The sequence below is a fragment of the Mangrovicoccus algicola genome, assembly GCF_014903745.1.
GTDB classification, from domain to species: Bacteria; Pseudomonadota; Alphaproteobacteria; order Rhodobacterales; family Rhodobacteraceae; genus Mangrovicoccus; species Mangrovicoccus algicola.
The window spans coordinates 1-6,031 of the sequence record NZ_JACVXA010000111.1 but is presented as its reverse complement, the minus strand read 5'-3'; the positions used below and the strand labels follow the sequence as shown (position 1 = coordinate 6,031).

General features: G+C 70.8%; 5 protein-coding genes. 3 read left to right on the top strand and 2 right to left on the bottom strand.

Translation table 11 applies throughout. The annotated features are described in order from the left end of the window. Positions 1 to 262 precede the first annotated feature (262 nt). Genes ICN82_RS20605 through ICN82_RS20595 form a run of 3 tightly spaced genes read left to right on the top strand, consistent with a single transcriptional unit; the run spans position 263 to position 2,739 of the window. Complete coding sequence (locus ICN82_RS20605) at positions 263 to 730, top strand: RidA family protein (protein WP_193187076.1); 468 nt, start codon at positions 263 to 265, stop codon at positions 728 to 730. Further along, positions 727 to 1,521 (top strand): glycerophosphodiester phosphodiesterase family protein, encoded by a 795-nt coding sequence (locus ICN82_RS20600; RefSeq protein WP_193187073.1) that lies wholly within the window; start codon positions 727 to 729, stop codon positions 1,519 to 1,521. The genes ICN82_RS20605 and ICN82_RS20600 overlap by 4 nt, the downstream gene beginning before the upstream one ends. 36 nt (positions 1,522 to 1,557) lie before the next feature. Continuing rightward, the gene (locus tag ICN82_RS20595; RefSeq protein ID WP_193187079.1) at positions 1,558 to 2,739 is read left to right on the top strand and encodes a GNAT family N-acetyltransferase; all 1,182 of its coding nucleotides are present in this window, start codon (positions 1,558 to 1,560) and stop codon (positions 2,737 to 2,739) included. A 154-nt stretch (positions 2,740 to 2,893) separates the two neighbouring features. Here the strand turns inward: ICN82_RS20595 and ICN82_RS20590 are convergent, their stop codons facing one another. Continuing rightward, positions 2,894 to 3,505, bottom strand: a complete 612-nt coding sequence (locus tag ICN82_RS20590) for a LolA family protein (RefSeq protein WP_193187070.1) — start codon at positions 3,503 to 3,505, stop codon at positions 2,894 to 2,896. Positions 3,506 to 3,671: 166 nt separating this feature from the next. After that, positions 3,672 to 6,031, bottom strand: a 2,360-nt coding sequence (locus ICN82_RS20585; RefSeq protein ID WP_226898647.1) for a DNA translocase FtsK, incomplete at its 5' end; no start/stop codon positions are given.

Sequence of the window (6,031 nt, the reverse complement as noted above, 5' to 3'; positions counted from 1 at the left end):
GGGGGACCCCGGGCCGGGCAGCCCCCGGGGCGGCAGGATCATCGCGCCCGCCCCTCCGTCCCGCGCGGCCTTCCCCGACATGCCGGCCGCCATGACCGACCGCTCCGGCGGGGCGGCGACCGATCCGCCTCCCCGCCGCCGGTGCGCGCCGCGGGGGCGGGCGCAATGGCGCAGGCCGGGACGCGGCTTTGACCTTCCGGGCCCCGGCGGCAGGGGCTAGGGTGCCGCCCAGACCCCGCGAGACCAAGAAGGAGCCCCCGCGATGACCGGTCAGTTCGAATCCCGCCTTGCCGCGCTTGGCATTACCCTGCCCGAGGCGGCCGCCCCCGCCGCCAATTACGTGTCCTATGTGCAGGCGGGCGACCTGCTGCATGTCTCGGGGCAGCTGCCGAAGGCCGAGGACGGCACGCTGGTGACCGGCAAGCTGGGCGACGGGCTGGACGTGGCAGAGGGCGCCGCCGCCGCGAAGCTTTGCGCCATCCACCTGCTGTCGCAGGTCAAGGCGGCCTGCGGCGGCGATCTGGACCGGCTGGTGCGGGTCGTGAAACTGGGGGCCTTCGTCAATTCCGCGCCCGATTTCGGCCAGCAGCCCGCCGTGGTCAACGGAGCTTCCGATTTCCTGGTCGAGGTTCTGGGCGATGCCGGGCGCCATGCCCGCTCGGCCGTGTCCTCGCCCGCCCTGCCCTTCGGCGTGGCGGTCGAGATCGACGGCATCTTCCAGATCCGATGAGCGTTCCGGCCTGGCTGCTGTCGCGGCCGATCGCCCATCGCGGGCTGCATGACGCCGCCGCGGGCATCCCCGAGAACAGCCGGGCCGCCGCCGAGGCGGCCTGCGCCGCGGGCCATCCGATCGAGCTGGACCTGCAGCCCTCCGCCGACGGGGTGGCCATGGTCTTCCATGACGACGACCTGGCGCGGCTGACCGGCGAAACCGGCCCGGTCACTTCACGCAGCGCGGCAGAGCTGGGCCGGATGCGCCTGCTGGACAGCGCCGAGACGGTGCCCTCCTTCGCGGAATTCCTGGATCTCGTCGCCGGGCGCGTGCCGCTCCTGGTGGAGATCAAGAGCCAGCCGGGCAGCCCCGCCATCGCCACCAACGCGCTGGTCGAGGCGGCGCTGGCGGCGCTGGACGGCTATGAGGGCGCGGTGGCGGTGATGTCCTTCAACCCGTTCGCGGTCGCCCATGGCGTGATGATCCGCCCCGACCTGCCCTGGGGGATCACCACCGGACACGGGCCCGGGCTGTTTCCGGAGCATCCGGACACGGATGCGGCGATCACCGGCGGGGCGACCGATCCGCGCGATTACGGCGCCGCCTTCGTGTCGCACGGGCTGCGCGCGCAGGACGCGCCCTGGATCGGCGATCTGCGCCGGGCGGGGGTGCCGGTGCTGGCCTGGACCATCCGCAGCCCCGAAGAGGAGGCAATGGCCCGCGGATTCGCCGCGAATATCACCTTCGAGCGATACCGCCCCGATCCGGGTCCCGCCCCCCTTGACCACGGGACGGACGCGCCCGATTGATGGGGCATGACCCATCCCGTGACAAGCGATGACGACATGCTGGAGGTTGCCGTCCTGGGCAGCCTCGACGCGATCCCGGCGGCCGAATGGGATGCCTGCGCCTGTCCCGAAACCGCCGATGGCGGCCGCCCCCTCGACCCGTTCACCACCCACCGTTTCCTGAAGGCGCTGGAGGATAGCGGCTCGGTCGGCGGGCGGTCCGGCTGGCAGCCGCGCCACCTGACGGTGCGCCATCAGGGCGCGCTGGTGGCGGTGGCGCCGCTTTATGCCAAGGGGCACAGCCAGGGCGAATACATCTTCGACCATAACTGGGCCCATGCCTATGAGCAGGCGGGCGGGCGCTATTATCCCAAGCTGCAGATCGCGGTGCCCTTCACCCCGGCGACCGGACGGCGGTTCCTGACCCGGCCCGGCTGGGAGGCGGCGGGAACCGAGGCGATCCTGCAGGGGGCGGTGCAGATCGCCGAGAGCCACGGTCTGAGTTCCCTGCACGTGACCTTCTGCACCGCCGCAGAGGCCGAACGCGCGGCACGGATGGGGCTGATGCAGCGCAGCAGCCAGCAATTCCACTGGCTGAACCGCGGCTATGGCGATTTCGACGGCTTCCTGGCCAGCCTGAATTCGCGCAAGCGCAAGACCATCCGCAAGGAACGCGCCACCGCGCAGGGCTTCGGCGGCGAGATCGTCCGGCTGAGCGGCGACCAGATCACCCCGGCCCATTGGGACGCGGTCTGGGACTTCTACCAGGATACCGGCGCGCGCAAATGGGGCACGCCCTACCTGACGCGGGCCTTCTTCGAGCGCGCCCACGAGACCCTGCGCGGCGACACGCTGCTGGTGCTGGCGCTGCGCGGCGGGGTGCCGGTGGCGGGGGCGGTGAATTTCATCGGCCGCGACACGCTGTTCGGGCGCTACTGGGGGGCGCTGGAGCATCACGACTGCCTGCATTTCGAGATCTGCTACTACCAGGCGATCGAGCATGCCATCGCAGCCGGGCTGGCGCGGGTCGAGGCGGGCGCGCAGGGCGAGCACAAGCTGGCCCGCGGCTACCTGCCCGCCCAGACCCATTCGGTCCATTGGGTGGCCAATGACGGCTTTGCCGCGGCCATCGCCGAATACCTGGAGGCGGAACGGGCGGCCGTGGACGAGGAGATCGAGATCCTCACCGCCTATGGTCCGTTCCGGCGCAGCGGCGGCGAGGCCGACCCCCAGGACTGAACCCCGCCCGGGGCGGGGGACGATCCTCGGGAAGGAACCGCGCGGACGGGCGGCACGGCGGCCTGTCCTCGAGGGCGAGGCCCGCCGCCGGGCGGGACGGGGGCCGGTCCTCAGAAGCGAGCCCCGCCCGACGGCGGGGCTCGGGGGGCCTCACTCAGCCCCGGCGCTTCATCTTCTCGCCCGCGACATTGAAGAGCGACGAGCCCAGCTCGCGCTGCGAGAAGGCGCCCAGCACGATGCGGCTGCGTTCGCCCGCCTCGTTGGTGATCAGCCATTCCGCCAGGCGCAGGGGCGAGGGCTCGAAATAGAGGGCGATATTGCCGTAATTGGGATGGGCCGGGTCCTGGGCCACGACCACGGTGCGCCCGTCGCTTTCAGTATGGTTGACCACCATGCGCGCGCCGTCGAGCTGCACCCGCTCGGCGAGGATCAGGTTCAGCGGCGTGCGCGACAGCGGGTATTCCTCGGGCTGGGACCCCGAATACTTGTCGAAGATCGCCACCTGTCCGCCGCCGACCATCACCAGGGTCTGGTTGGGCTGGTCGTAATCGAAGCGCGCCCGGCCGGGGCGCTTGATCGAGAGCGTGCCGCGATCCTGGCTGCCATCGGGATTGACCTGCACGAAGCGGCACTGCACCGATTGCAGCGTGTCGAGATAGGCCGAGATCTGCGCGAGCGGCACCGGGGCGGCGGCGGCCGGGGCGGCGTTCAGCACCGGGAGGGCGGCAAGCCCGGCGGTGGCGGAAAGGAACTGTCTGCGTTTCATGAGCCGAAGATAGGACGGGCCGCGGGGATTTGCAGCCGCAGACGGCGGCGATCGGCACAATTCCGCGTCATCCCCTCCCGAAGGGGCAGCCCGGCCGCCCCCGCCCGGTCCGGGCGGAGACGGCCGGGCATGGCGGCGGCGCCCCTGGGGCGCCGCGCCGCCCGTGTCACTGTTCGGGCACCAGGATCTCGCGCTTGCCCACGTGATTGGCGGGGGTGACGAGCCCCTCCTCCTCCATCTGCTCCACCAGGCGCGCGGCCTTGTTGTAGCCGATGCCCAGCTTGCGCTGGATGTAGGAGGTGGAGCATTTGCGGTCCTTGATGACGATCTGCACCGCCTTGTCGTAGAGCGCATCCTCGCCGGTGGTGTTGCCGCCCAGCCCCAGCACCGCGTCGATATCGGGCGCGGCCTCGTCATCGGGGCCCTCGAGCACCGTGTTGACATATTCGGGCGGGCCATAGGCCTTGAGATAGCTCACCACCTCCTCGACCTCCTCGTCGGAGGCGAAGGGGCCGTGGACGCGGGTGATCCGCGCGCCCCCGGCCATGTAGAGCATGTCGCCCATGCCCAGGAGCTGTTCGGCGCCCATCTCGCCCAGGATCGTGCGGCTGTCGACCTTGGAGGTCACCTGGAAGGAGATGCGCGTGGGGAAGTTCGCCTTGATCGTGCCGGTGATGACATCGACCGAGGGGCGCTGGGTCGCCATGATGATATGGATGCCCGAGGCGCGCGCCATCTGCGCCAGGCGCTGGATGCAGGCCTCGATCTCCTTGCCCGCCACCATCATCAGGTCGGCCATCTCGTCGACGATCACCACGATGAAGGGCAGCTTGACCGGCTGGATCTCCTCGGTCTCGAAGACCGGATCGCCGGTCTCGTCGTCGAAGCCGGTCTGGACGGTGCGGGAGAACATCTCGCCGCGGGCCAGCGCATCGGCGACGCGGCTGTTATAGCCCTCGATGTTGCGCACGCCCATCTTGGACATCTTGCGGTAGCGGTCCTCCATCTCGCCGACGACCCATTTCAGCGCGACGACCGCCTTCTTGGGATCGGTGACGACCGGCGACAAGAGATGCGGAATCCCGTCATAGACGCTGAGTTCCAGCATCTTGGGATCGATCATGATCAGCCGGCATTCCTCGGGCGAGAGCTTGTAGAGCAGCGACAGGATCATCGTGTTGATCGCGACGGATTTCCCCGAGCCGGTGGTCCCCGCGATCAGCAGGTGGGGCATCTTGGCGAGGTTGGCCACGATCGAGCGCCCGCCGATATCCTTGCCGAGCGCCAGGGGCAGCCGCGCCTTGCCGTCGTCGAAATCGCTGGAGGCCAGGATCTCGCGCAACAGCACCATCTCGCGATGCTCGTTGGGCAGTTCGATGCCGATGACGGTGCGGCCGGGCACGGTGGAGACCCGTGCCGAGAGCGCCGACATCGAGCGGGCGATGTCGTCGGCCAGGCCGATGACGCGCGAGGCCTTGAGGCCGGGCGCGGGTTCCAGTTCGTACATGGTGACGACCGGGCCGGGGCGGACGCTGACGATGTCGCCCTTGACGCCGTAATCGTCGAGCACCGTTTCCAGCATCCGGGCGTTTTCCTGAAGCGCCTCGTCGGACAGATAGTGTTTCTCCACCGTCGCGGGATCGGTCAGCAGCGACAGCGGCGGCGGGGCATAGCCCTCCTCGGGCGGCGCCAGGAAATCGGGCTCCGCCTCGGCGCGGGCGCGGGCCGAGGGTTTGGGCGCCGCCTGGGCGGGCTGGCGCACCACGGCCTTCTGGGCGAGGAAGCGCGGGATCTCGGTCGCGGAGGCCGCGGCGGGGATCTCGTCCTCGTCTTCCTCGTATCCGGCATCATATCCGGTGTCGAAATCTCCGCCCGGGACGGCCGGGCGCGCGGCGACCGGCGGCTCGGCCCGGCGGGGCCGTATGAACATCGCCGGTTCGCTCTCTTCCTCGGCGGCAACGGCGCCACCGGCGGAGGGCTGATCCTTGCCGCGGCGGCGCTTGGCCGCGAGCTGGGCGCGGTCCTGGCGCTGGCGGCGGCGGATCGCGCCGGTGATCCGGGCCTGCAGGCGGTCGTCGGCCTCGTCGCTCAATTCCTCGTCCTCGTCCTCGTGGATGTCCTGCGATGGGCGCACCGGCTCGGGCTCGGACGCGAAACGCGACCCGATCACCGGAATGCGGCTGAGGAAGCTCGGGCGCGCGGGCGGCGCCTCTTCCTCATAATAATCCTCCTCCCAGAACTCGTCCTCGCGCGGGTCAGGTCCGTCGAAAATCGCCGGATCCGCAACCTCGGCCCCGTCCTGCCGCCCGGCAGGCTCCTCCCAGGCCTCCCCGGCATAGGCGGCGCGTTCCTGCGGCGTCTGGAACAGCGGATCGCGGGTCCAGTCCTCCTCCTCGTCCAGCACCGCCTCCTCCGGGGGCACGATGGCGCGGCGCGTGGCGCGCGGCTCGGCGCGGCCCGGCGCGGCGCGGCGATCCTCGGCGGACCGGCGCTCGGCGCGCTGCGCGCCGCGGGTCTCGGCGCGGC